The following is a 22,629-nucleotide window of genomic DNA, read 5'->3' as shown; positions in this document are numbered from 1 at the left end:
TCGGCATATCCCCCGAATACTACTTTCTGTCTGTGACAACAGACATCAGCATACCAAACCCCAACATCAGGGTCACAATAGCAGTACCACCATAGCTTACCAGCGGCAACGGCACACCCACCACTGGCAAAACGCCAGAAACCATCCCCATATTCACCACGATATAGACCACAAAGGTAAGGGTAATACTTCCCGCCAGCAAACGGCCAAACATACTTGCTGCACGCATGCTGATGTAAAGGCAGCGCCCTACAATCAACAAGTAAAGTGTCAATAGGGCCAGTACACCAACCAGGCCAAAATCTTCAGCTAATACAGCAATAATAAAATCCGTATGGCTCTCCGGCAAAAAATCCAGCTGTGACTGGGTTCCCTGCATCCAGCCTTTCCCATCCCACCCCCCGGAACCAATGGCCGTGGTCGATTGAATAATATTCCAGCCTGAACCGAGGCGATCAGCATGGGGATCCAACAGTGTCAGTACCCGCTGACGCTGGTAATCGCGCATCAGGAAAAACCAGAAAACCGGGATTGCCGCCAGTACGGCCAAAATGCCACCGAAGATGTAGCGCTTGCCAAGACCCGCCAGAAACAGGGCAAAGAACCCTGCTGCAACTACCAGTAACGCAGTACCAAGGTCCGGCTGCAAGCCAACCAGCAAAGCCGGAGCGATCATCAAGGCCAGGGCAATAACCACATGCTTGAAGCTCGGCGGTAGATAGCGCTGACTCAGATAACTGGCCACCATCAAGGGAACGGCCACTTTCATAATTTCAGATGGCTGAAAACGAAACCCACCCAGTTCCAGCCAGCGTTGTGCGCCTTTCGCACCCACACCGAAAAACAGCACCCCTGCCAACATACAAAGACCAAATGTGTAGGGAATAAATGCCCAGCGTGCCAAAAATCGCGGTGGAAATTGCGCCGCTACCAACATCACCACAAAGCCGATACCGTAAAACACCAGCTGACGACTTACGTAGTGCTGACTCTGGCCACTGGCGCTGTACAAAACGGCAATACCAACACCGCACAGTGCAAACAGTAACAAAATCAGTGGCAGATCCAGGTGCAGTCGATCCCAGCGGGTCTTACGATAAATACCGCTGCTGGAATCTTTCAGGTGGCGCACAAAATCCCGCTGCATCAGTTTGCCTCCACCGCGTCATTTTCCGACTCAGGTTCAGGAAACCCGTTAATCCAGGCATCCATCACTTTGCGCGCCACTTTGGCACTGCGGCTACTTTTTTCACCATTTTGGATCACCACCGCTACCGCAATCTGCGGATCATCCGCTGGTGCATAGCCAATAAACATTGCGTGGTCCCGGTGACTTTTTGCAATTAACTCAGGGTCGTACTCGGATCCTTCGGGAATACCAACCACCTGAGCTGTACCGGTTTTACCGGCCATTTTATAGGTCAACCCCTTACTGATGGAGTGCGCAGTTCCGCGCAAACTGTGAACCACAGACACCATCGCATCCTGTACCGCATCCCAGTGGCGTGGGGTAGCTTCTACGTAAGTTTTTGGCTCCCCCAATGGCAACTCCACACCATTGATGGCCTTGACCAGTTTGGGTTGATAGGCTTTGCCGCGATTGGCTAACCGCATGGTCATCACCGCCATCTGCAGCGGCGTCATCTCTGTAGCCCCCTGGCCAATCGACACATTGATCGTATCGCCGGGATACCAATCCCTCCCCTTATAGATTTGCTTCCACTCTCGAGAAGGCAAAATACCGGTCTTTTCTCCTTTTAAATCAATTCCGGTGGCCTGCCCCAAACCAAACATCTCTCCGTAACGGGACATATGATCAATGCCGATATCGTAGGAGAGCTTGTAATAATAGGTATCACAGGATTGCTGAATCGCCCCTTTTAAATCCATGGGGCCATGACCACGGCGCTCCCAGCAATGATTGCGACGCTCGGAGTTGGGCAGCAAAAAAAAGCCGGGGTCGTAGACCTTGGTATTTTCCGTCACCTTGCCGCTTTCCAAAAATGCCAAACCATACATCGGCTTTACGGTCGATGCCGGTGGAAACACGCTTTGCACGCTGCGATTCAGCTGGGGACGACCAAACGGATCGTTCAATGCATCAACATCACTCTGGGTCATTCCGGTAACAAACAGATTGGCGTCGTAACTGGGCGCACTGACCATTGCCAACACACCGCCGGTGCGAGTATCAATAGCCACCACCGAACCACGCTCTCCTTCCAGTGCATCAAAGGCCAATTGTTGAAGTCGCGCATCCAAATACAACGAGAGATTACTGCCCTGCACCGGATCGTTGCGTTCCAGTACACGCATTACCCGACCGATAGAATTGGTCTCGACATTTTCACTGCCAACAGTTCCCAGCATCAGATCTTCGTAAGAGGACTCAAGCCCGCGCTTGCCGATCACATGGGTGCCTTTGTAAGCACTGTCATCCTCTTCACTGAACTTCTGCAAGTCACTTTCACTGATCCGCCCCACATAACCAACAACGTGAGTCATGGCATCACCCGCCGGATAATGGCGCACCAATTCTGCCGCCACCTCGACGCCCGGCAGGAAGTGAGAATTCACTGCCAGCATGCCCTGTTCCTTTTCACTAAGGTTGTAGCGCAGTGGAATCGCCTCGTAGGGCAGCCTGAAGCGAAGGCGTTTTTGGTAATCGTCTACCTCATCGTCAGATATCGGCACCAATTCGCGTAGCTTTGTCAGCAACGCATCCATATCGCCAGCCTGCTCTTTAATCACCCGCAAGGTAAAGCTGGGACGATTATCAGCAAGCAACATACCATTGCGATCGTAGATTAAGCCTCGAGTGGGGGGCACCGCACGAACGTGAATGCGGTTTTTGTCGGATGCGGCAACAAAATCCTGATGGCGCGTCACCTGCAAATGGTAATAGCGCCAGACCAGTAAACCGATGATCATCAAAACAACAACAGCCGCTACCAGCGCTCTGGTAATGTAGAGGCGCTGCTCGCGGACAGGGTCTTTAAGATGTCGTTCGACGGGCATGTTTCGAAGCCATAAGAGGAAGAGCACAGTGTATTGGAACTGGCTCTCCAGATGTACCGCAAGCTATGAAAAAAATGTGGAGAATTTCACGCCCGTTAGAATATGACGCGATTAACCACCAAATGGGCCTGTTAACACTAATTGAAAATTTGCAACCAACAAGCCCTAAATCAGGCCTTGTGATAGGGGTGCCCAACATTAATCGTCCAGGCCCGATAGAGCTGCTCTGCCAGCATAATTCGCACCAATGGATGGGGCATGGTCAACGCTGACAGCGACCACTTGGCATCGGCGCGAGCCAGACATTCCGGTGCCAGCCCATCCGGACCACCAATTAAAAAGCAGAAATCACAGCCCTCAAATTGCCAATCGGCTAATTGGCTGGCGAGCTTTTCCGTACTCCACGACTTACCGAGCACATCCAGAGCGATCACTTTATCACTGGGTGCAATAGCCTTCATCATCGCCTCACCCTCTTTGGCCATGGCGCGTTTGATATCCGCGCCCTTGCCTCGCTGCCCCAGTGGTAGCTCGATCAATTCGATTTTCAGTTCGGGCGGCATGCGTCGGCTGTATTCGGTAAAGCCAGCCTCTACCCAAGCGGGCATTTTGGTGCCCACGGCAATGATTTTCAGTTTCATGTAATCCGGTCCAGCTAGCTCTTATCAAGCTCCCTGGACTTCAGGTCGTCGGGGCGCAGCGACCACAGCTTTTCCAGATCGTAGAACGCTCGAGTCGCGGGCAGCATCACATGAACTACGACATCTCCCAGGTCTACCAGCACCCACTCTGCAACATCCAGACCTTCAACCCCAATCGCCGGATGGCCAGCTTCCTTGGCCTTGAAGGCAACATGGTCGGCCAGTGCTTTTACCTGGCGGTTGGAAGTACCACTGGCGACAATCATGGTGTCCATGACATCACTCATACCGGATACATCCAGGGAAACCACATCCTTTGCCTTCAAGTCATCCAGCGCGTCAATCACAATTTCCTGCAAACTCAGACTCATAAATTCTCTCGGTTTTACTCTCTTTATGTAACGAAAAATCGGTTTTATTCTGCTCAAAAACGACCCTGTTATTGGTACAGGCCATTTCTATTAATGTAGTCAATGACGGAGTCTGGCAACAAATATCGAACCGACTCACCCTCCATCAATGACTTGCGAATTTCAGTCGACGAAATTGGCAGCAATGTCATTTGCGCCAACCATACCCGCCCGCTTGGCAACTGATTAAGGTCACCCAGGGATTCAGCCTGATGACGCTTTACCCAAAGATCAACTTCACAGCCATCAGGGGCGTGCCACCCCGGTCGAGCCGCCACCACTACATGTACATAATCAAGCAGCTCTTCCCAGCGATGCCAGGTGGACAGGGTAAGAAGTGAATCCATGCCTATACAAAGGCAAATAGCCACCTCAGGCCCCAGTTCAGCACGAAGCTCCCTGAGGGTATCCACCGTGTAAGAAGGTTGGCCATCAAATTCGGCTCGGCGTAACTCCCGATCGTCAACCACCAGGCCCGCCTCACCAAATACAGCGGCGCGCAGCATACCCATTCGATGCCCAGAGTTCACCCCTGGCGATTGAATTTCCGGATCTTGGCGGTGAGGAGGCAGTGCACAGGGGATCAATCGCATCTCATCCAGCTTAAGGAGCTGTCGCAACTCCACAGCAGTACGCAAATGACCAATGTGTACAGGGTTAAAGGTTCCCCCAAACACACCAACAGCGCGTCGGCGATCACTCGCGGACATGGCCATCCCCGAGTACGATCCATTTCTGCGATGTCAGCCCCTCCAGTCCAACCGGACCACGAGCATGAAATTTGTCGGTGGAAATACCGATCTCCGCCCCCAGTCCATACTCAAAGCCATCGGCAAAACGGGTTGATGCATTGACCATTACGGAACTTGAATCCACTTCACGCAGGAAGCGACGCGCACGACCATAATCTTCCGTCACGATAGATTCAGTATGCCCAGAGCTGTATTTGGCGATGTGATCCATAGCACCTTCCAGACCGGAAACCACTCGAATGGATAAAACCGGCGCCAGGTATTCTGTGGACCAATCCTGTTCTGTTGCAGGCAAGCAATCAATTATTGACTGACAGCGCTCACAACCACGCAGCTCAACGCCTTTCTCACGATATTGATCAGCCAGTTTTGGCAGCAGTGACTCTGCCACTGCTTCCGCGACCAGCAGCGTTTCCATAGCATTACAAACCCCATAGCGATGGGTTTTGGCATTGATGGCAATAGCCTGGGCTTTTTCAGGGTCGGCTTTGTCATCGATATAGACATGACAAATGCCATCAAGATGCTTGATCACAGGTACGCGCGCTTCTCGACTGATTCGCTCGATGAGGCCACGCCCACCGCGAGGGACAATAACGTCCACCCACTCAGGCATACTGATTAACTGCCCTACCGCCTCACGGTCAGTAGTATCGATCACCTGTACAGCTTCTTCCGGCAGCCCGGCATCTTTCAAGCCCTGGGCGATATACTGAGCAATTGCCCGATTAGAGTTGATTGCCTCACTGCCGCCACGAAGAATAGTGGCATTACCAGATTTAAGACAGAGGCTGGCCGCATCCACCGTCACATTAGGTCGGGATTCATAAATAATCCCAACCACACCGAGTGATACCCGCATTTTACCCAGCTGAATTCCGCTGGGACGATATTGCAGATCTGAAATCGCCCCCACCGGGTCAGTTAATGCAGCGACCTGCTGAAGACCATCCAGCATGGCGTCAATTCGCGCGTTATTCAGCTCAAGGCGATCCAGCAGGGCCGCGTCCAAACCTTGCTCACGTCCGGCCGCCATATCTTTGGCATTGGCAGCCAGAAGCTCAGTGCGATGTTGGTCCATGGCACTGGCCATAGCCAACAGCGCAGCGTTCTTCTGGGCTGTCGATGCACTTGCTACGACTCTTGCGGCATTGCGGGCACGCTGCCCCAAGGTTTGCATGTACTCTGTGAGATCGCTCAGCATGAAAAGTTACCGAATTGAAAAACCGGTAATTATATCCTTTCCAAGGATATCTTGCCCGCAATCATTCATTGGCAGTACGTTCCAACCAGCGGGCAATTTCAAACACCCGCTTTTTGGGCTCGGAAATAGCCAGCAGCTCCACTTTGGTGGCCTGATCAATCGGCAGCAATTGAGCCAGCTGCCAACCCAACATTCTCATGTCCTTGATAGTTGGCAAATTGTAAAGTGACAGCACCGGGTGCTCGGAAAGCTCCTCAACCATCTTGGCCAGCTCATGGCCAAAATCATCTAGCGGCTCAGAAGGTTCAACCGGCAAGTACTCCACCTCGGCAACCATCAATCTATTGTCCTGAACACGCGCCTCCAACACTTGAAACTTGCGCTCTGCAAGGACGCGAATTCCAAGCAGGTTATTTGACTGCTGGTACCAATCAATAATGCTGACCTCAACACCGAACGGATGAATCTGCGGAGGCTTCAACTGTCCGGTGGCTACTTCCTTGCCCTCTTTGATGGCAACAATACCGAAACCCGTTCCCTCACGAAGCGAGTCACTGACCAACTGCAGGTATCTGGGCTCAAAAATCTGCAGCGGCATCGAGATGCCGGGAAATAAAATGTCCTGCAATGGAAACAGAGGTAATGTCATAGGTTCCCTAACTGTTTACGCATGATTCGGTGTGGCAGCCCTACCGTTTCAAACTCATCACCCTCGGCGTGATATCCGAGGCGCTCATAAAATCCCTGGGCGCGAGTGCGAGCGTGCATCACTATTTCAGCAAAGCCCGCATCACGAGCCAACTTCTCAGCAAAAGAGATAAGCTCTCGACCCACTCCCAGCCCCTGTGAAGACTCTTCTACCGCCATCTGACGCAGTCGCACACTGCTTTCATTTAACGGCTTCAGCAGTGCACAAGCCACAACCCGGCCATCTTTTTCACACACAAGGTGCATGGAATCGACTTCCGACTGCAACTCACCCGGCATGAACGTCAGCCCTTGCGGTTCACGCAAAATGCGCTCGCGCAGCCTAACGGACGCCCTGTAAGCATTACTGCCCAGCACAGCTCTATAGCATCGCCAGTCATTCACTGAAAAATTCCCTGAAATTTCCCTTTACCAAAATACTGTATCCGTATACAGTATTACTGTAAGTGCATACAGGAGAACATCATGTTACGCCAAAGACCAACCACAAGAATAAGCGCCAAACCGTTGCCTGCTGTAGCCTCTATCAATACTAGTGTAGCGGCTGATAAAGGATTGTGGCGCGCACACCGCCAACAACCAACAACAGCCAGCAAGTACCATCGCCCACTGCTACCAGCAGCTACCGACCTGGAACGCCAGCTGGAGCGCAGTAGCGATCCGCTCAAACTGCTGGAGAAGATAATTACCAAGCCCGGCTATCATCCGGCACCAATTACCCTGGGTCATTTTAGCGACCCTTATCACCCGGACAGCCGAGCACTCTCAATTACTCGAGATATCCTCAAACTGATGTATCAGTACCGCCACCCGGTAAGAGTGCTGACAAACAGCCATCTGGTAGTGAAAGATCTCGACCTGTTGAGCAAACTCGCCGAACTGCGCCTCTGCACCGTGGTGATCAACCTCAACACATTGAATGAAAAATTAAAAACCACTCTGGAAACCCGAACCTCATCACCCAACGCCCGACTGAAAGTCATCTCTCTTTTGAGCGATGCCGGTATCGCTGTTGGCGCCCTGGTCGCCCCGGTAATACCGCTTATTAACGACAGTGAAATCGAAGGGATTCTGAGTGAGGTTTGTGACGCAGGTGCCATCGCGGCAGATTATGAATACCTGAAGATGACCAACGACATTGAACACACTTACAGATACTGGCTGGAGCGTCACTTCCCCGATCTGGCTGAGCGCATTTTCAACCTTACCCAGATTAACCGCAGCAGCTATGCACGAGAATTTGCCGACATGGTTGATCAGCGTTTCTGGATGACCTGCGAGAAACTGAAGTTGAATCGCACCGGCCTGCCTGCTCTCGACACCACCCGTTTTCGCCGCTCAGTTTGAACCTCAAATGATGCAGTAACGCTGCATCAAGTCAGCATCAGGGAACGAGACTTTTTCACATGGATGTGATTTTTTTATTCCCAGACTTTGAGGAAAAGGGGATGAAAAACCGCTTAATTAGTGTTAACAGGCCCTAAAAGCGGCTTTTCTCAAAAGAATCATTCTCTATTCGTTATTCACTCTGGTCACAATAGGCCTGCGCCTCGGCAACATCCAATGTTCCCTCATAAATCGCCCTACCGGTAATAGCCCCCATAATTCCCTTGTCTGCTACCGCTTTCAGGTTGCGAATGTCATCCATATTGGTAATACCACCGGAAGCAATCACCGGAATGGAGCCCGCTTGCGCCATTGCCACGGTAGCCTCTACGTTCACACCCTGCATCATGCCATCCCGATCAATGTCGGTGTAGACAATGGCGGACACGCCATCTGCGGCAAATTGCCTGGCCAAATCAGTGGCTTTTACATCGGTCACCTCTGCCCAACCATCAGTGGCAACCAGGCCATTCTTTGCATCAATACCAACAATAATTCGGCCGGGAAAGAGTTTGCACATCTCGGTAACAAATTCAGGTTCTTTTACCGCCTTGGTACCGATAATTACTGACTCAACACCTGCATCGACATACGCCTGAATGATTTCCGGGGTTCGAATGCCACCACCGATTTGAATAGGCAATTTAGGGAATGCCTTGGCAATTGCTTTTACTGCCTCACCATTCACAGGTTCACCGGCAAACGCGCCATTAAGGTCTACCAGGTGAAGCCTGCGGCAACCGGCCTCCACCCAACGGGCGGCAGTATCAACAGGACTGGAGGAAAAAACGGTGGAGTCTTCCATGCGCCCCTGACGCAAACGAACACAGGCACCATCTTTCAAATCAATTGCAGGAATAATTAACACGATAACTTCTCACTGTAGGGTGCGGCATCCGCACCTGGATATGAATACTTGTCAGGCCGGATTCCAGTTGACGAAATTTTCCAGCAGCCTGAGACCAGCGGTATGACTTTTTTCCGGGTGAAACTGAACCGCCACAAGATTGCCCCCAGCAACCGCAGCGCCAAGTTTTACACCGTAATCACAAACACCAATGGTTGCCGGATGCGCACCATCCAGATAGTAGCTGTGCACGAAATAAAATCGCTCGCCGGATTGGATGTTGTGCCACAGCGGGTGATCAACGGTCTGGTTCACCTGGTTCCAGCCCATATGCGGAACTTTGAGACGCTGGTTTTCAGAATCCTTAAGGTCATCGCCAAAAAAGTTGATGGTCCCAGGCAGAATACCGAGAGCCGGCGTCAGGCCATTTTCATCACTGGAATCAAATAACGCCTGCATGCCGACGCACACGCCCAGCACTGGTTTTTCAGCAATGGCTTTTTTAATCACCGCATCAAAACCGTGCTGCAGAATACCCTGCATACAATCACGCATGGCTCCGACACCGGGAAACACCACGCGGTCTGCATTTTCTACATCAGCGGCCGATTCGGTAATCACCACTTCGGCATTAGGGGCTACATGCTCAAGCGCTTTGCCCACCGAATGCAGGTTACCCATACCGTAATCGAGCACTGCGATTTTTGTAGCAACTGCACTCATTTACAGCGCACCTTTGGTTGACGGCATCACGCCCGCCATACGCTCATCGCGGGTCAACGCCATACGCAGAGCGCGACCAAATGCCTTGAAGATGGTTTCCACCTGGTGGTGGGCATTCTTGCCTTTCAGGTTATCGACATGCAGGGTCACCGCGGCGTGATTCACAAAGCCGTAGAAGAACTCCCAGGTCAGGTCGAGATCAAAACTACCTACTCGCGCGCGGGTGAACTCCACATCGGCAAACAGCCCCGGACGACCTGAAAAGTCTATGGTGACTCGTGACAGTGCTTCGTCCAGCGGCACATAGCTGTGTCCGTAGCGGGTAATACCTTTTTTGTCTCCCACCGCTTTAGCAAACGCCTGGCCCAGAGTAATACCGACATCCTCCACAGTGTGGTGATCATCAATATGAGTATCTCCAGTTGCCTGAATATCCAGATCAATCAGACCGTGACGAGCAATCTGGTCCAGCATGTGATCCAGAAACGGAACACCACTGTTGAGATTTGCTTCACCAGTACCATCCAGATTTATTGAAATGGTGATCTGGGTTTCCAGAGTATCGCGACTTACGGTCGCCTTGCGGTCGCTCATGTATTTACCCGTTTTCCAGGCACTGTCTGCCAGTGCTTTGTTCAAAGAGGCGTCAATTATAGGGGCACAGCCTTGCACTGTAAAAATATTTGCCATAAAAACAATGAGTTATATGAATATACCTGACTATACAACTCAATCAAAAAGCGCCTTCAAACTCCTTTTAAAAACATAGTTTACCTGTCCCGCAAGTCGCTCTATATTTTTGTTGTACGGAAACAAAAGTTGCTGTAAAACGGCGCCAAATCAGGCACTCGAAATTGGTCATTTCGACCCGCTAAACGATGCCTCTTCACAGGGATCAACCCATGCAAAAAACGCTCATTGTCGTCGACAGTGATACCAGCGTGCTCTCCAAAGAGCTTCCCAATGTCATCAGTTTTGAAGAGTACCTGCACGACTACCCAAAACTGGACGAACCCAAACTGCGAATCATTAATCTCTGCAACAGTGAACGCTACCTCAGCCAGGGTTACTACTGCTCACTGCTGGCTGAAGCACGCCAACATGAGGTGATGCCATCGGTAAAAGTTATCAATGGCCTGCGGAATTTCTCGGACGAGTTTGATGATTTCGCCCTAAGTAAAGCCGACCGACTGGAACTTAAAGAGGTAACGCAAGACACCTCTTGCCTTGTTTATTTTGGAAAATCCAACCAGCCCTCCCTACAAAGGCTGGCGCGACGTATTTTTACCCTCTATCCAACTACTCTTTTTCAGCTCTGCCTGAAAAAGAAAGACGACGGCCGTCTGGACATATCGGTTAACAGGTACTCGTTTTCCGATCTCAGTGAAACCGAGCGTAGCGAATTTCTGGGTGAATTAAAAAACCATCTGGGTTCAGCCTGGCGACTAAAGTCGGCCCGCAAATCTCATCGTTGGGACATGGCAATTCTGGTCAATCCGGAAGAAAAAGTACCGCCCAGCGACAAATCCGCTATTGCTAACTTCATCAAGGCAGCGGGCAAACAGGGCATTCGTGCTACGGCGGTTACCGCAACAGAATTGCAGGACATTGCCCTCTACGACGCACTGTTTATTCGCGAAACCACTGCCATCGACCACCACACTTATCGGCTGGCGGTTAAAGCGGAGCAGAAAGGCCTCGTAGTAATTGATGATCCGGTGTCAATTTTGCGCTGCTGTAACAAAGTATTTCTGCACGATGCTTTCAATTACAAAAATGTGCCCAGCCTGAATACACGAGTTGTCAGCGACAACAGTGAAGCCACGCTCGACACTCTTGAACAGCAGTTCAGTTACCCCATGGTTTTGAAAATGCCGGAAGGATCTTTTTCCATGGGTGTGTTTAAAGTAACAGACCGGCCTGCCTTGAAGGAAAAACTGAATACTCTGCTGCAAGACAGTGCACTGGCGTTGGTACAGGAGTACCTCTACACCGATTTCGATTGGCGTATTGGCGTGCTTAATGGGCAGGCCATTTATGCTTGCCGCTACGAAATGGCGCGTAATCATTGGCAGATTTACAACCACGGCAACAAGCGTTTTTCATCCGGGGGGTTTGAAACCCTGCCCACGTTTGAAGTGCCGCGCCCAGTTCTTGATGCCGCTCTTCGCGCCGCCCGAATTATCGGCAATGGTCTCTACGGAGTAGACGTCAAGGAAAGCGGCGGCAAAGCGTACGTACTTGAGGTAAATGACAACCCGAGCATCGAGAGCAAAGTGGAAGACGCCTATCTCGGCAATGAACTCTATATGCACATCATGAGTGAGTTTTTGCGCCGCTTGGAGGATCGTGGACGTTAAATGAAAAATCTGCTGCATACCCTGTCGCCCGAACGGTATTTTTTTACCGAGTACGAAGCCTGTCATCGCGACTTTATGTCCAAAGTAAAAACACTCTCCGCACTGCACCCCCAGTGCGAGAGTTTTTTGCAAGGCGAAATTAACACGACCAAGTTACTGACAGAAGCGATATGGCTCGGCCCCGAAGATGCCAAAAAGGTTCTGGTTATTATCAGTGGCACTCATGGTGTTGAGGGTTATTGCGGCAGTGCAATTCAGCGCTTGCTACTTGATCAGTTACAACAGCAACAGCTTCCAATAGGCGATAACACCGCGCTGTTGTTTATTCACGCGCTCAACCCCTGGGGCATGTACTGGGCCCGTCGTTGCGACCAGGACGGGATTGACCTGAACCGTAATTTTATCGACTTCTCTGCACGCCCCGATCCCGATACTGACTACCCCGAGTTATTGGCGGCACTGTCCGAAGTAGATGCCAGCAAGCGCAATAGTCAGCTTTCGAAGCTGCGTAACCTGTGGGGGCAAACACGCTACGACGAAGTATTGAGTGGTGGACAATACCACCAGCCATGGGCGCCATTTTACGGCGGCACTCAACCGGCGAGTGCCAATCGAGTCATTGAGCAAATTATCCAGCGCTGGTCACTGGCCTCACGGGAATTGATTGTGCTGGATCTGCACACCGGACTTGGGCCGTTTGGTCATGGCGAGTTAATTTCCGATCACCCGGCCAATAGTCCCAGTGATCACTATTCTCGTTGCATCTATGGCGATGCCATTGCCAATACCGAATTGGGCGACTCATTTTCAGTACCGAAAGCGGGCCTGATGGATTACCGGTGGCACCAGTTGATGGCTCAAAAAGGCTGTTACCTGACACTTGAGTTCGGCACTCTGGGCACACAGGCATTGTTTGATGTGCTGTTTTCCGAAAGTCTTTATTGGCGAGACCAGCAGCCGAAAAGCATTAACGATAGTCAGTACAAACATCTTCGGCTGGCCATGATCAACCACTTCTGCCCGGCTGACCCGCTATGGCGTCAAACTGCACTCTTTAAGGGCTGGCAGGCAGTACAGCGCGCTCTGGATTACTTCAATGAAAAGTGACGATATTGTAATTCGTAGTGCCGAACGGAAGGATCTCGATCGCCTGCTGGAAATTGAGCAACTCTGCTTTCCGGTCGACCGTTTGAGCCGGCGCAGCTTTCGGCATTGGCTGCAGTCAGAGCAGGGTTTACTGCTGGTCGCCGAGCAGTCGGAAAAGATTCTCGGCTATGGGCTGGTCTGGTGCCTGAAAGGTACCCGCCTCGCGCGACTCTACTCTCTGGCCGTTTCCCCCGATGCCAGGGGCCTGGGGCTCGCCCACCGCCTGCTCAACTCTCTTGAGCAAGAAGCCGCTGAACTTGGGCGCCTGTTCATGCGCTTGGAAGTGGCATCCAACAACACTGCCGCCATTCGCCTTTACGAGAACAATGGCTACCGAGTGTTTGGCCAATACACCGATTACTATCAGGACCATGACGACGCCCTGCGGATGCAGAAAACCATTCAATCGGTGTCGGCCCTGAAAAACATTCGCCCTACTCCCTGGTACCAGCAGACCACCGAATTCACCTGTGGTCCGGCCTCTTTAATGATGGCGATGAGCAGCCTTGATCCGGATATGGTGATTAACCAGGCGCTGGAAATGGAGCTGTGGCGTGAAGCCACTACTATTTTCATGACTTCTGGTCACGGTGGCTGCCACCCAATAGGTCTCGCCAATGCCGCACAGCGACGGGGGTTTAAAGCCCGCGCTTTCATCAACAGTGAATCTCCCCTGTTTCTGTCCGGTGTTCGCTCCGCAAACAAAAAGAGCATCCTGTCCCTGGTTCACCAACAATTTGTTACCAATGCCGAGGAACTGGGAGTCGAGGTCAATTACGGCGATATTAACCAGGATCAATTACAGGAGTGGTTGCAGCAGGGCTGCGCAGTGGTGATTCTGATCAGTACCTATCAGCTGGACGGCAAGAAAGCCCCGCACTGGGTAACTTTGACGGCTATGGATCAGCACTGCCTGTATGTGCATGATCCTGATTTGGAGGATCGAAACCAACGCGCCATCGATTGCCAGCATTTGCCCATCGCCCGTGCCGACTTTGATCGCATGTCGGTGTTTGGGAGTGAGCGACTGCGGACTGCAGTAGTCATATCCAGGGAGTAACTCCGTCCGCAACAGAGTCACCACAAGCAATTGTTATAATGTAACATTTGCAATAGAATAGCTCGCTACAGGTTTCCGGCATTACTCAAGCAGCCCCCATGAACAGAGCTTTCACAACACAGCGATTCAGCCGTCAGCAGCGCCAACTGCTGAGCTGGCTGTTTGTGTTCCTGCTTTTGGTTAGCACCACCACGACCGCCGGCCATTTTCATTTGAATCATGAAACTGCCGAACATTGCCAACACGCTGTTCATTGCACCGCCAATCATGATCATCAGGATCACTCGGACACCGACTGCTCACTTTGCAAGCTGATCAAGCTCAATCAGCTGTTTAACACCTGCCTTGCCTCTTGGGCTTGGTCAAGCAACATCCAGGCTCCAGACACATCTGAATACTTATCCATTACAGTCCCGCTTACTCGCCAACACCTTGCTCGCGCACCGCCTATATCACTGTTCTTTTTTTGATGTAGCCGCCCTAATGCGGCTTAGTACCTGTTAACACAAATTGAATACTGACTGTTGTGACAACACTGTGATCCTTCTGCCTTGCTGGCCAAACTTTTGTTTCCAAAACAAGTGACCCGCAGCAGTAAATATTCACTTAGTTTTAATAGGCCCTATTAAATTATGTGCGCTAAATAGTGAACTAGAGTTATCCCATGAAAACACCGACTGTTTTATACACTGCAGCTGTGCTGATCACCTTGGCACCAACGGCACTGGCAACCACAAAACACCACGATAAAGACAAACCACAGATTGAAGAGCTCGTCACCACCGCCTCTCCCATTCACAATGATGAAGACAAAGTGATCCAGGGGGTAACCGTACTAAGTGGCGACAAACTGCGTGAAAAAAGCGCCGCGACATTGGGCGAAACCCTCTCAGCAGAGCCCGGCATCAGTTCTGCCTCTTTTGGCCCAGGTGTTGGCCTGCCAGTAATTCGCGGCCAGAGTGCCAACCGCGTTAAAGTCATGCAAAACAGTCTCGATGCGCTTGATGCATCCAGTACCAGCCCGGACCACGCTAACAGCGCCGAGGCATTGCTCGCCGAACGCATCGAGGTACTGCGCGGGCCATCCACACTACGCTACGGCAACGGTGCCATCGGTGGCGTTGTTAACGTGATCGATAACCGCATACCCAGTGAACTCAGCGACCAAATCAGTGGCGGTCTGGAGTTGCGCCAAAGCAGTGTAAACCAGGGCAGCAATGCCGTATTCAAACTGAACGGAAGCAGTGACCAGCTTGCCTGGCACCTGGATGGCTTATACCGCAGTAGCAACAACATCGAAATTCCCGGCCCAGCGCGCCACCTTCATGAAGAAGATCATGAGGAACACGACGAAGAAGAAACCACCTTCGGCTTTATCGATAACACCTCAGCGCGAGCCCACAGTGTTGCGGGGGGCTTATCCTGGATCAGCGAGCAAGGCCACCTCGGTCTCAGCATCAGTCAGCTGCAAAATCTCTATGGCATTCCTGCTGGCGCTCACATTCACCATGATGACGAGCTCCACGAAGAAGAGCATGAAGAAGAGGAAGGCGGCGTTCGAATCGACCTGGAACAGACTCGCTATGAGCTGAGCGGAGAGCGCCTGAATCCTTTTGCAGGCATTGAGACCCTCAACCTCAGCGTGGCCTACAACGACTACCAGCACAGGGAACTGGAAGGTAATGAAATTGGCACCCGCTACGAAAGTGATGGCTGGGAAGCCCGCCTTGAAGCCATACATGCCAATTGGGGTAACTGGAAAGGTGCGATAGGCCTTCAAGCCCGTGAGGTGGATTTTTCTGCAATTGGCGAAGAGGCATTTATTGCTCCTTACAAAACCACCAATACCGGCCTCTTCTGGTTGGAAGACCTTGAAGTTAATAACTGGCATGTCGAACTGGGATTGCGAGGTGAACGTCAGGAGAGCGACCTCCAAAAAAGCGGCAGCATTTCCCACTCCACAGTTACTGCCTCAGCAGCGGCGCAGTGGCTATTTACTGAAAACCAGCATTTAAGCCTCAGCCTGACACGCGCCGAACGCGCCCCGTCAGCGGAAGAATTGTTTGCCGAAGGCGTTCATATCGCCACCAGTCAGTACATCATTGGCAACGACAATCTGGATGTGGAGCGCAGCAATAACTACGAACTGGGCTATCACTTCCATGGCGAAACCCGCCTGCAGGTATTTGCCTACTACAACGATATCGCGGATTACATCTACCAGCAGGCCAACGGCGAAGAACTGGAGGAAATGCCAGTCTATTACTATCAGCAACAGGATGCTGTATTCAAAGGTTTGGAAGCCGAATGGCAGATTCCACTCAATGAAAATATTAACGTCGAACTGTTTGGAGATTACGTTCGCGCCGAATTCAAAAACGGCAGCGATGTACCACGCATTCCACCGCTGCGCATTGGTGCCGAGATTAGCTATGACATGGACATCTGGTCAGCATCACTGCGCTGGACAGATGCCTCGAAACAGGATCGTCCCGGCGAGAACGAAGAAGCTACAGCCGGTTACTCAAAGCTGGATGCCAGTTTTAATTACCATATCGGCACTCAAGCAGCGGATTACGTATTATTTTTGCGCGGCGACAATCTGCTTAACGAAGAAATTCGCAACGCTACCTCATTCCTCAGGGAAGTGGCTCCACAAGCTGGCCGCAATATTGAGATTGGAGTGCGGGTTCAATTCTAGCCAGGTACTCCGTTGCGCCGTAAGCGAGGTACCCGCATTCAAAACACGCTGTTAATACATCCCTGTACGCTCGGAGCCGGCATCCATGCCGGCTACGGTTTTGAATGCGGGCACCTCACTTACTCAAAAGTCTGAATTCACAACCCAAATATCAAAGAAAGTTCAGCCATTCACTCTCGAAACCGTGTGCGACAGGGAAGTCGCACGCGAGCCTACATGGATGTATTTACGGCGTGTTTCGAGAGTGAATGGCTGCACTTTCCAGGCACCAAATTCAAAAACAACTACCAGCAACTGTTTTTTCTACACCCCATTTCGCTACACTGTGCCCCGTCCACACACTGTCAGGAGCGCACTGTGAAATCACTACTGAAATGGATCGCCATCTCCGCCGCCGGGCTGGTTCTGCTGATTGCCATCGGCATCGCACTGTTACTTTTTGTCGTTGATCCTAACAACTACAAACCAGAAATCGAATCCCTTGCCGCCGAACAAAATATCGACCTCAAAATCAACGGTGATCTTGGCTGGAAATTTTTCCCCTCAATTGCCATCACCGTGGGCGAAACAGAAGTTTCCGGAGAAGGCCTGCCCGACATCAGCGTGCAACAAACCGAATTGGCACTGGGGCTGCGCGAGCTGATTAACGGAAATATTGCCGTACAAACCATTTCACTGCAGCGCCCCCACATTCGACTGGAACTCACCGACAGCAATGCCGGTGAACAGGCGGCAGCTATTGCCGCAGCTCCTGTTGCAGCCGGAGGTGCATCACAACAAAACAACGGTGATAGAGCGATCGCCCTGAATATTGAACGGCTCAGTATTGTTGATGGCACCATAGAACTGTTATCAGAAGGAACCGTTCAACGCCGCATTGAACAGCTGAACATAGATGGCCAGCAGATCAACCTGAATGACAAAGCCTTTCCGCTCTCACTGGCACTGCGCACTCAACTGGAAGAGCTGGGTACAACTGTACAGCTCAACCTGAGCGGCCAATTCAAGACCGACTCCGCATTTCAGCAAATCTCGCTCACCGATACCGAACTGGAACTGATGACAGAAGGCGGAGACTTTGACGGCCAGAACCTTAATGTCAGCTTTCAGGCCAATGCCGATTTACAGGCCGACACCCTGCAACTGAGCGGCTTTAAAGCCTCACTTGGCAAACTGGTCATCAATCTCAATGCACAGATTGAGCAGCTCACCGGTACCCCGGCGATCAACGGCAAACTGGATATCCCGGCATTTGACCCCCACAATCTGCCACCAGTTGTGTCCGATGCTCTTGCCGAGGTCCCGGTAAAAAGCGTTGCTCTCAGCGGTGATATTAAAAGCAGTGGCGTTCATCACAGCGTCAACAACCTCAAGCTGGCGATGGATGACTTCACCATGACCGGCAACCTCGATGCCGTTATTGCTACTACCAACACCATTAACGCTACCCTGTCCGGCACTCGCCTGAATCTGGATCGCTACCTGCCGAAATCCGAACAGAGCAGCGGTGAGCAGACCAACAACCAGACCGAAGCCCTGCTCGCTCCCCTGTTGGCACCCTTGGCAGCACTCAATGGCGGCAAAGGCGTGGTGGACATCAAACTGCAACAGCTATTGGCCGATGGCATGCAACTGGATGAGATACAGATCAATGCGACGGGTAATGGCAAAGTCCTGAAACTGAACAAGTTGGCCGCCAAGGGCTTTGGTGGCAGTGTCAACGCAGCAGCCACTGCCGATATGTCCGGCAATACACCGGCACTCAACTTCAATGTAGCAGCCACCGCCATTGATATTGGTGCTTCGCTGATCCAGTTAGCCGACTACAACGAAGTAAAAGGCCACGGCGATCTACAATTCGGTGGCACCACTCGCGGCAACACCGAAGAAGAACTGCTCGCCAACCTCAACGGCTCCGGCAACTTTAAACTGGCCAACCCCGAATACACGGCCATGAATATTGAGCAGCAGTTCTGTTCGGTAGCAGGTGACCGTGACAAAGGCCCCGCCAACTGGCAGCAAGGTTCACGCTTCGATAATGCCGATGGCAGCTTTACCGTCAAAGGACAGCAACTCACCTTCCAGAACTTAACCACCGGTGTTGGCAACCTGAAACTGCGCGGCAAAGGCGGTCTGGCATTGATTGATCAAACCATGGATATGACCATGACCTTCAACATCGCCGGCGCCAAGTCCAGCGAAGAAGGTTGCGTACTGCGCAGCAAGTCGATCCAGAACCGCGACATTCCCCTTCGCTTGCGCGGCAATATCGCCGACATGAACAGTATGGTCAGCAATGCGCTGGTGGACTTGATCGCCCGTATGGTGATTGAGGACAAAACAGACGACCTCCTGAACAAGCTTCTTGGCGGTAAAAAGGAAGAGACCGAAGAGCCCAAGGAAGGCGAAAAACCCAGCACCAAAGACCTGCTGCGAGACCTGCTGAAAAAACGATGAGCACTAAAACCTTTGCCAAGCAACTGCTGCGCTGGTTCGACCAGCACGGCCGCCACGACCTGCCCTGGCAGCAAGACATTTCACCCTATCGAGTGTGGATCTCCGAGATCATGCTGCAGCAGACCCAGGTCACAACCGTGATCCCCTACTACCAGCGCTTTATGGCCTCGTTCCCGACGGTTCAGGCTCTGTCTGCGGCACCGCAGGATGACGTACTGCATCATTGGACCGGACTAGGGTATTACGCTCGTGCCCGCAACCTCCACAAAGCCGCGCAGATGGTAGTTGAGGAATTTGATGGCGAATTTCCCGACACCGTGGACGGCCTTTCAAGCCTGCCCGGCATTGGCCGCTCTACCGCCGGAGCCATTCGCTCCATCGCCTTTCAAAAGCGTGCGGCCATTCTTGATGGCAACGTCAAACGGGTACTGACACGCTATGCTGCCGTCGAAGGCTATCCCGGTGAAAGCGCTGTGGCCAACCAGCTTTGGGGGCTTGCCGAGGAATTCACACCCAAGAGGCGAGTCGCCGATTACACCCAGGCAATAATGGACCTCGGAGCGACCCTTTGCACTCGCAGCAAACCTGACTGCGCCAACTGCCCGTTCCATAGCGACTGCCAGGGCTACGCCACCGGCGAGCCCACCCAATTTCCCCACCGCAAAGCCAGGAAAGAGAAGCCGGTTAAAGAATCGTGCTTCCTGCTACTGGAAAACCGCGACGGTGAAATCCTTTTGGAAAAACGCCCTTCAACTGGAATCTGGGGCGGCCTGTGGGCACTGCCGGAGTGCGAAACAACCAGCGATATCGACCACATCGCCGCCCGCTACGGTTGCGAGGTACTGGACTGGGAGGCTTCAGAACCGAGCCGCCACACCTTCAGCCACTACCACCTCGACTACACCCCGATTCACGTCGAAGTGCAGAGCAAGGGCCAAATCATGGAAGCCGGGCGACAGGTCTGGTATAACCCCCGCACTGAACTCACTCTCGGCACCGCTGCACCGGTGCTGAAGCTGCTGAAAGCCATTCAATAAGGAATACTCATGAGCCGTACCGTCAATTGCCGCAAACTCAAGCAGGAACTGGAAGGCCTCGATATGCCCCCATTCCCCGGCCCCAAAGGCCAGGATATCTTTGAAAACGTCTCCAAACAGGCCTGGCAAGAGTGGCTCAACCACCAGACTATGCTGATCAACGAAAAGCGCCTCAACATGATGGACAAAGCCTCCCGCGACTACCTGGCAGAGCAACGGGACAAGTTCCTAAGCGGTGAAGAGTACGACGCCGCCGAAGGTTACGTACCACCATCTGAATAAAATCTGATCAGCCGGTAAAATTTCCGCAACTTTTTGCCGAAACCGGCTTGACGATTGCAGGGCGAGAAGGTTTAATACGCGCCTCTCGCCGCCATGACACCATGGTAAACGCGAAACGCCCGGATAGCTCAGTCGGTAGAGCAGGGGATTGAAAATCCCCGTGTCGGCAGTTCGATTCTGTCTCCGGGCACCATACTTAAGAAGCCTCAAGCTGCAAAGTTTGAGGCTTTTTCGTTTTCGGTGGTATGTGATTGACTCGTGCTTTCAGCACTAGGTTCTACGGACCACCAACGCTACGCTCGGCGCCCAAATTTGCTGCGCGAATTAGTCTGTCTCCGGACACCAAAAAAACACTTTAAAAAAACAGTACGTTAAAAGCAGCCAGCTAGGCTGCTTTTTTTTGTTTCTGGAGCTGGGTGTCCAGAAGGTGTCCAGTTTACTGTCAGACTTTAACCTCAAACCGAACCCATTCTTACCGCTTGCCTGCCTAGAAACTCTCTTCCATGTCAATTTTACGCATTGAGACTTAAGGAACTGATGAAAAATCAGTAAATAGAATATTAAAAAACATCTCTCAATGTTCCAGCATAAAGATCTGACTTGACAGTCCATTTACCACTCGGAGACTATCAAGCCAGATCTAAATTACTGCACACTACTCAATTGTCATTATTATAAATTTATAGCGAGCTTTCTCTTCCCAGGGAGCCCGGATTCAATATTAAATCTAACAGCAATATGGTCACTCTCCCAACAACTCTTTCAGCTTTTCAGCGAGTTTATCACCGCGTAAATCCGTGGCAGTAATCTGCCCTTGCTTATCCAGCAAAAAGTTTCTCGGTATCATATTAACACCATATCTAATAACAACTGGGCTTGCATACGCCTTTAGATCAGAGGTATTGATCCAGGGCAACGCCTCCTCTTCGGAGGCTTCAACCCAAAGCTCTCTATCGTCATCCAACGAAAAAGAAAAAATCTCAAAGCCTTTATCACTAAACTGCTGGTAGGCTTTTTTCATATGCGGGATCTCATTGCGGCATGGACCGCACCAAGAAGCCCAGAACTCTACCAATACATATTCATTGCGCTTGAGTACATCACTCAGCTCAAAGCTCTCTCCAGCAATATTTTTAGCGGAAAACACTTTGCTTTGTTGGCCTACCTTTGTCGACGCTGCATTCTGGCGTCGCAGCAAGGATCCTTTGATGGCTTCTCGACGATTTACAAGGCCTGTGCGTGCACCCAAAATTGTCTCCAGCTCATTCAGCCTAACAATTGCTTGCTCGCTAGTACCCAGTGCTCCCAACTGAATGGCCAATAGACTAGCCACAGGGTCTTCATCAGATATCGCGATGGCATCTATCACGCGAGAACGAATTTTGGGCAACGCGTAATACAGTTTCCATACTTTATCCTTCAAAGCCTCTTTCTCAGGACCGTCTGCCATTTTAGCGCGTTGGTTAAACACCTCTTCGTACTCCGCAAACGTCTTCTTGTACTCATCGCTTTGCTCCCATGAGGTAATAAGCATTTGGTTATATTTCCCACCCTCTGCTTTCATCCCTGCTAGCCGCCCGTGATAACTGATTGTTATCTGTGCTGGCTCAAGAACGATATTTACAGATCCTTTGCTTTTACCTTCAACATCTAGAACCTGCACATTAGCTCTGGTGAGTTCACCCACTTCACCGGAAAGAAAGAATGCCCCACCAGAGACCTTTCCCCGGGTGATCTCGATTTTGCCGCCCACAACATTGTTGGGCTTGGTCAGGATCACTTCACCCTCTTCGACCAAACCGGCAATATTGCCGCTTATCTGGTACTGATTCGATACATTCGCACCAACGGCCGATGTGACAAAAAAAAGTGATAACAACAAGGATTTCAACATACT

General features: G+C 51.5%; 21 protein-coding genes and 1 tRNA gene. 9 read left to right on the top strand and 13 right to left on the bottom strand.

Translation table 11 applies throughout. The features are described from left to right. Window positions 1-19: 19 nt before the first annotated feature. The 8 genes from rodA to QP938_02590 all read right to left on the bottom strand — a co-directional run bounded on the left by rodA (window position 20) and on the right by QP938_02590 (window position 7,117). The gene (gene rodA / locus QP938_02625) at window positions 20-1,147 is read right to left on the bottom strand and encodes a rod shape-determining protein RodA (GenBank protein ID WIO74819.1); all 1,128 of its coding nucleotides are present in this window, start codon (window positions 1,145-1,147) and stop codon (window positions 20-22) included. Next, complete coding sequence (gene mrdA / locus QP938_02620; GenBank protein WIO74818.1) at window positions 1,147-3,018, bottom strand: penicillin-binding protein 2; 1,872 nt, start codon at window positions 3,016-3,018, stop codon at window positions 1,147-1,149. The genes rodA and mrdA overlap by 1 nt, the downstream gene beginning before the upstream one ends. Window positions 3,019-3,188: 170 nt before the next feature. Then, a complete protein-coding gene (rlmH, locus tag QP938_02615; protein ID WIO74817.1) occupies window positions 3,189-3,659 on the bottom strand; it encodes a 23S rRNA (pseudouridine(1915)-N(3))-methyltransferase RlmH in 471 nt (156 codons plus the stop codon). A gap of 14 nt (window positions 3,660-3,673) precedes the next feature. Further along, window positions 3,674-4,030 carry a ribosome silencing factor gene (rsfS, locus tag QP938_02610; protein ID WIO74816.1) on the bottom strand — a complete coding sequence of 119 codons (357 nt, stop codon included), beginning with the start codon at window positions 4,028-4,030 and terminating at the stop codon, window positions 3,674-3,676. Between the two features lie 68 nt (window positions 4,031-4,098). Then, entirely contained in the window at window positions 4,099-4,779 is a 681-nt protein-coding gene (gene nadD, locus QP938_02605; GenBank protein WIO74815.1) for a nicotinate-nucleotide adenylyltransferase, read from the bottom strand. Then, window positions 4,766-6,025 (bottom strand): glutamate-5-semialdehyde dehydrogenase, encoded by a 1,260-nt coding sequence (locus tag QP938_02600; protein WIO74814.1) that lies wholly within the window; start codon window positions 6,023-6,025, stop codon window positions 4,766-4,768. Before QP938_02600 ends, nadD begins: the two co-directional genes overlap by 14 nt. Window positions 6,026-6,086: 61 nt before the next feature. Further along, on the bottom strand, window positions 6,087-6,674 hold the full coding sequence (locus tag QP938_02595) for an LON peptidase substrate-binding domain-containing protein (GenBank protein ID WIO74813.1): 588 nt from the start codon (window positions 6,672-6,674) through the stop codon (window positions 6,087-6,089). Further along, window positions 6,671-7,117 (bottom strand): GNAT family N-acetyltransferase, encoded by a 447-nt coding sequence (locus QP938_02590; protein ID WIO74812.1) that lies wholly within the window; start codon window positions 7,115-7,117, stop codon window positions 6,671-6,673. Before QP938_02590 ends, QP938_02595 begins: the two co-directional genes overlap by 4 nt. 81 nt (window positions 7,118-7,198) lie before the next feature. Here QP938_02590 and QP938_02585 point away from each other — a divergent pair, with 81 nt between their 5' ends. Beyond that, entirely contained in the window at window positions 7,199-8,080 is an 882-nt protein-coding gene (locus QP938_02585; GenBank protein WIO74811.1) for a hypothetical protein, read from the top strand. A gap of 172 nt (window positions 8,081-8,252) precedes the next feature. On the opposite strand, the gene hisA is transcribed toward QP938_02585, so the two are convergent. Genes hisA through hisB form a run of 3 tightly spaced genes read right to left on the bottom strand, consistent with a single transcriptional unit; the run spans window position 8,253 to window position 10,283 of the window. After that, a complete protein-coding gene (hisA, locus tag QP938_02580) occupies window positions 8,253-8,987 on the bottom strand; it encodes a 1-(5-phosphoribosyl)-5-[(5-phosphoribosylamino)methylideneamino]imidazole-4-carboxamide isomerase (protein WIO74810.1) in 735 nt (244 codons plus the stop codon). A 51-nt stretch (window positions 8,988-9,038) separates the two neighbouring features. Then, complete coding sequence (hisH, locus tag QP938_02575; protein WIO74809.1) at window positions 9,039-9,689, bottom strand: imidazole glycerol phosphate synthase subunit HisH; 651 nt, start codon at window positions 9,687-9,689, stop codon at window positions 9,039-9,041. After that, entirely contained in the window at window positions 9,690-10,283 is a 594-nt protein-coding gene (gene hisB, locus QP938_02570) for an imidazoleglycerol-phosphate dehydratase HisB (GenBank protein ID WIO75603.1), read from the bottom strand. It abuts the gene before it with no gap. A gap of 308 nt (window positions 10,284-10,591) precedes the next feature. Here hisB and QP938_02565 point away from each other — a divergent pair, with 308 nt between their 5' ends. Genes QP938_02565 through QP938_02555 form a run of 3 tightly spaced genes read left to right on the top strand, consistent with a single transcriptional unit; the run spans window position 10,592 to window position 14,255 of the window. Next, window positions 10,592-12,049 carry a RimK family protein gene (locus tag QP938_02565; protein WIO74808.1) on the top strand — a complete coding sequence of 486 codons (1,458 nt, stop codon included), beginning with the start codon at window positions 10,592-10,594 and terminating at the stop codon, window positions 12,047-12,049. After that, window positions 12,050-13,156, top strand: a complete 1,107-nt coding sequence (locus tag QP938_02560) for a DUF2817 domain-containing protein (protein ID WIO74807.1) — start codon at window positions 12,050-12,052, stop codon at window positions 13,154-13,156. Further along, window positions 13,146-14,255: a GNAT family N-acetyltransferase/peptidase C39 family protein gene (locus tag QP938_02555; GenBank protein WIO74806.1), complete on the top strand. Its 1,110-nt coding sequence runs from the start codon at window positions 13,146-13,148 to the stop codon at window positions 14,253-14,255. The genes QP938_02560 and QP938_02555 overlap by 11 nt, the downstream gene beginning before the upstream one ends. A gap of 65 nt (window positions 14,256-14,320) precedes the next feature. Here the strand turns inward: QP938_02555 and QP938_02550 are convergent, their stop codons facing one another. Next, window positions 14,321-14,539, bottom strand: a complete 219-nt coding sequence (locus QP938_02550) for a hypothetical protein (GenBank protein ID WIO74805.1) — start codon at window positions 14,537-14,539, stop codon at window positions 14,321-14,323. Between the two features lie 380 nt (window positions 14,540-14,919). Here QP938_02550 and QP938_02545 point away from each other — a divergent pair, with 380 nt between their 5' ends. The 5 genes from QP938_02545 to QP938_02525 all read left to right on the top strand — a co-directional run bounded on the left by QP938_02545 (window position 14,920) and on the right by QP938_02525 (window position 20,925). After that, window positions 14,920-16,956, top strand: coding sequence for a TonB-dependent receptor (locus QP938_02545; protein WIO74804.1), 2,037 nt, complete (start codon window positions 14,920-14,922; stop codon window positions 16,954-16,956). 357 nt (window positions 16,957-17,313) lie between these two features. After that, on the top strand, window positions 17,314-19,413 hold the full coding sequence (locus QP938_02540) for an AsmA family protein (protein WIO74803.1): 2,100 nt from the start codon (window positions 17,314-17,316) through the stop codon (window positions 19,411-19,413). Further along, entirely contained in the window at window positions 19,410-20,450 is a 1,041-nt protein-coding gene (gene mutY, locus QP938_02535) for an A/G-specific adenine glycosylase (protein WIO74802.1), read from the top strand. The genes QP938_02540 and mutY overlap by 4 nt, the downstream gene beginning before the upstream one ends. A 9-nt stretch (window positions 20,451-20,459) precedes the next feature. Further along, the gene (locus QP938_02530; GenBank protein ID WIO74801.1) at window positions 20,460-20,732 is read left to right on the top strand and encodes an oxidative damage protection protein; all 273 of its coding nucleotides are present in this window, start codon (window positions 20,460-20,462) and stop codon (window positions 20,730-20,732) included. Between the two features lie 117 nt (window positions 20,733-20,849). After that, window positions 20,850-20,925: transfer RNA gene (locus QP938_02525), tRNA-Phe, on the top strand. A gap of 549 nt (window positions 20,926-21,474) precedes the next feature. On the opposite strand, the gene QP938_02520 is transcribed toward QP938_02525, so the two are convergent. After that, entirely contained in the window at window positions 21,475-22,626 is a 1,152-nt protein-coding gene (locus tag QP938_02520; protein WIO74800.1) for a TlpA disulfide reductase family protein, read from the bottom strand. Window positions 22,627-22,629 lie beyond the last annotated feature (3 nt).

Source organism: Porticoccaceae bacterium LTM1 (assembly GCA_030252795.1).
GTDB lineage: Bacteria > Pseudomonadota > Gammaproteobacteria > Pseudomonadales > Porticoccaceae > SCSIO-12696.
Note: the sequence above shows the minus strand (reverse complement) of the source record. Positions and strands in the feature narration are given on the sequence as shown.

What these genes read in the sequence shown, in the direction of transcription:
- QP938_02595 (WIO74813.1), bottom strand. Translation starts at nt 6,674, where the DNA reads ATGACATTACCTCTGTTTCCATTGCAGGACATTTTATTTCCCGGCATC.
- QP938_02600 (WIO74814.1), bottom strand. Translation starts at nt 6,025, where the DNA reads ATGCTGAGCGATCTCACAGAGTACATGCAAACCTTGGGGCAGCGTGCC.
- nadD (WIO74815.1), bottom strand. Translation starts at nt 4,779, where the DNA reads ATGTCCGCGAGTGATCGCCGACGCGCTGTTGGTGTGTTTGGGGGAACC.
- rlmH (WIO74817.1), bottom strand. Translation starts at nt 3,659, where the DNA reads ATGAAACTGAAAATCATTGCCGTGGGCACCAAAATGCCCGCTTGGGTA.
- QP938_02555 (WIO74806.1), top strand. Translation starts at nt 13,146, where the DNA reads ATGAAAAGTGACGATATTGTAATTCGTAGTGCCGAACGGAAGGATCTC.
- rsfS (WIO74816.1), bottom strand. Translation starts at nt 4,030, where the DNA reads ATGAGTCTGAGTTTGCAGGAAATTGTGATTGACGCGCTGGATGACTTG.
- mutY (WIO74802.1), top strand. Translation starts at nt 19,410, where the DNA reads ATGAGCACTAAAACCTTTGCCAAGCAACTGCTGCGCTGGTTCGACCAG.
- mrdA (WIO74818.1), bottom strand. Translation starts at nt 3,018, where the DNA reads ATGCCCGTCGAACGACATCTTAAAGACCCTGTCCGCGAGCAGCGCCTC.
- rodA (WIO74819.1), bottom strand. Translation starts at nt 1,147, where the DNA reads ATGCAGCGGGATTTTGTGCGCCACCTGAAAGATTCCAGCAGCGGTATT.
- QP938_02565 (WIO74808.1), top strand. Translation starts at nt 10,592, where the DNA reads ATGCAAAAAACGCTCATTGTCGTCGACAGTGATACCAGCGTGCTCTCC.
- QP938_02560 (WIO74807.1), top strand. Translation starts at nt 12,050, where the DNA reads ATGAAAAATCTGCTGCATACCCTGTCGCCCGAACGGTATTTTTTTACC.
- hisB (WIO75603.1), bottom strand. Translation starts at nt 10,283, where the DNA reads ATGAGCGACCGCAAGGCGACCGTAAGTCGCGATACTCTGGAAACCCAG.
- QP938_02585 (WIO74811.1), top strand. Translation starts at nt 7,199, where the DNA reads ATGTTACGCCAAAGACCAACCACAAGAATAAGCGCCAAACCGTTGCCT.
- QP938_02530 (WIO74801.1), top strand. Translation starts at nt 20,460, where the DNA reads ATGAGCCGTACCGTCAATTGCCGCAAACTCAAGCAGGAACTGGAAGGC.
- hisH (WIO74809.1), bottom strand. Translation starts at nt 9,689, where the DNA reads ATGAGTGCAGTTGCTACAAAAATCGCAGTGCTCGATTACGGTATGGGT.
- QP938_02545 (WIO74804.1), top strand. Translation starts at nt 14,920, where the DNA reads ATGAAAACACCGACTGTTTTATACACTGCAGCTGTGCTGATCACCTTG.
- QP938_02520 (WIO74800.1), bottom strand. Translation starts at nt 22,626, where the DNA reads ATGTTGAAATCCTTGTTGTTATCACTTTTTTTTGTCACATCGGCCGTT.